Genomic DNA, 1,946 nt, shown 5'->3' with positions numbered 1-1,946 from the left:
CCAGAATGTTGCGCAGGATCGGCGCGGGCGTGGTGGTGCCGTAATAGCCCTGACCGATCAGCGAGGTCAGAACCTTGTTCTTGCCCGCCACCTGCTTCATGTGAAAGAGCGCATCGCGTTCCGTCATCGCCGGGCCCCAGTCCAGCGGTTCCTTCTGCCGGATCGCGGGCGGGACGGTAGCGTCGATCAGCTGGTCCAGCGTCTTGAAGCCGATCACCTGCAGCATGTCGCGCATCTCGGTCGGGCTGGGACCGATATGGCGACGGTTGGCAAAATCATAGGCTTCGTAGTCGGTCAGTTTGAAGGCCATTGCAGCGCTCCTCAAGGATAGGTCAGGTCCGGCGGAGACGGCAGGAGCCTCCGGCGGGAGTATTTGGAAAAAGATGAAGCGGGGAGCCCCGGTCTCTGGGGCTCCGGGCCGGATTTAGCCGATGAAGGCCTTGTAGCCGGCTTCGTCCATCAGATCTTCCAGCTGCGCGGCATCGGCGATCTTGATCTTGTAGATCCAGGCCTCGCCCTCGGGGTCGTCGTTCAGCGCGCCGGGGTTGTCAGCCAGCGCCTCGTTCACTTCCGTAATCTCGCCATCAACCGGCGCGTAAAGCTCGGAGGCGGCCTTGACGGATTCGATCACGCCGATCTCGCCATCCTTCTCGAACTCGTCGCCCACCTCCTGCTGCTCGACAAAGACCACCTCACCCAGCTGCTCGGCCGCGTGTTTGGTGATGCCCAGCGTGGCCGTGTCGCCGTCGACCGCCAGCCATTCATGTTCTTCGGAATAATAGGTTGCCATGGTGTCTCTCTCCTGACTTCAACGCTTGTAATTCTGTTTGACGAAGGGCAGCGCCACAATCTGCGCCGGTTGCGCCTTGCCCCGGATGATCAGGTTGACCTTCTCGCCCGGCTCGCCATGGCCCGCGGACACATAGCCCATCGCAACCGGGCCGCCGACCGTGGGGCCAAAGCTGCCCGAGGTGATCTGACCGATGGTATTGCCCTCAAGGCATTGCACTTCCACGCCCTGACGCGCGGGGCCGCGGCCGTCGGGCTTGATGCCCACCAGCTTGCGCGCAGGCCCCTCGGCCAGTTCGCGCTGCACACGTTCCGCACCCGGAAAGCCGCCTTCTTCCTTGCGGCGCTTCTGCATCGCCCAGCCAAGGCTGGCCTCGACCGGCGAGGTGCTCTGATCGATGTCATTGCCATAAAGGCACAGACCGGCTTCAAGCCGCAGGCTGTCACGCGCGCCCAGACCCGCCGGTTCGCAATCCTCATGCGCAAGGAACGCCCGGGTGATCTCGATCGCCTTGTCCTCGGGGATCGAGATCTCATACCCGTCCTCGCCCGTGTATCCCAGCCGCGAGATGCGGCATTCGACACCCAGGATGTCGGCAATCGTAGTTTCCATGAACTTGAGGTCGCGCACCGCAGGGCAGAGCGCGCCCACCACGTCCTCGGCCTTGGGGCCTTGCACCGCGACCAGCGCGCGGTCGAAAATCTCGGTCACTTCGACGCCGTCCAGATTGGCGCGCATATGCGGAATGTCCTGATGGCGCAGCGCCGCGTTCACCACCACAAAGTAATGATCCCCCGCGTTCGACACGATCAGGTCATCCATGATCCCGCCTTCGGCATTGGTGAAGAACCCGTACCGCGCCTTGCCTTCCTTCAGCGTCGCATAAGCCTGCGGACACAGAGCTTCCAGCTTCTCGCCCACATCCTCGCCCCGCAAAATCACCTGACCCATATGCGACACATCAAACAACGCCGCCTTCTCGCGGCACTGCTTATGTTCACCCATGATCCCCAGCGGATACTGAACTGGCATCTCCCACCCGGCAAAATCAACCATCTTGCCGCCCAACTCAACGTGAAGCCCAAAAAGCGGCGTGCGTCTAATCTCGGTCATCTTGGATACCTTTTCGTATCTTTCGGTTTGGAACGCATTCCCG

2 protein-coding genes and 1 pseudogene are annotated in these 1,946 nt (G+C 61.9%); all 3 read right to left on the bottom strand.

Annotation, left to right across the window (positions count from 1 at the left end):
• Positions 1-310: pseudogene (locus ACR0IP_RS23035) on the bottom strand (glycine dehydrogenase (aminomethyl-transferring)); the annotation flags it as partial.
• A gap of 114 nt (positions 311-424) precedes the next feature.
• A complete protein-coding gene (gcvH, locus tag ACR0IP_RS23030) occupies positions 425-790 on the bottom strand; it encodes a glycine cleavage system protein GcvH (protein ID WP_209505056.1) in 366 nt (121 codons plus the stop codon).
• Between the two features lie 18 nt (positions 791-808).
• On the bottom strand, positions 809-1,903 hold the full coding sequence (gene gcvT / locus ACR0IP_RS23025; RefSeq protein ID WP_480528141.1) for a glycine cleavage system aminomethyltransferase GcvT: 1,095 nt from the start codon (positions 1,901-1,903) through the stop codon (positions 809-811).
• Positions 1,904-1,946 lie beyond the last annotated feature (43 nt).

This window comes from Ruegeria sp. AL11, from assembly GCF_056540865.1.
Note: the sequence above shows the minus strand (reverse complement) of the source record. Positions and strands in the feature narration are given on the sequence as shown.

Bases quoted from the DNA above. Each gene is read 5' to 3' on its own strand.
- gcvT (WP_480528141.1), bottom strand. From the start codon at position 1,903: ATGACCGAGATTAGACGCACGCCGCTTTTTGGGCTTCACGTTGAGTTG.
- gcvH (WP_209505056.1), bottom strand. From the start codon at position 790: ATGGCAACCTATTATTCCGAAGAACATGAATGGCTGGCGGTCGACGGC.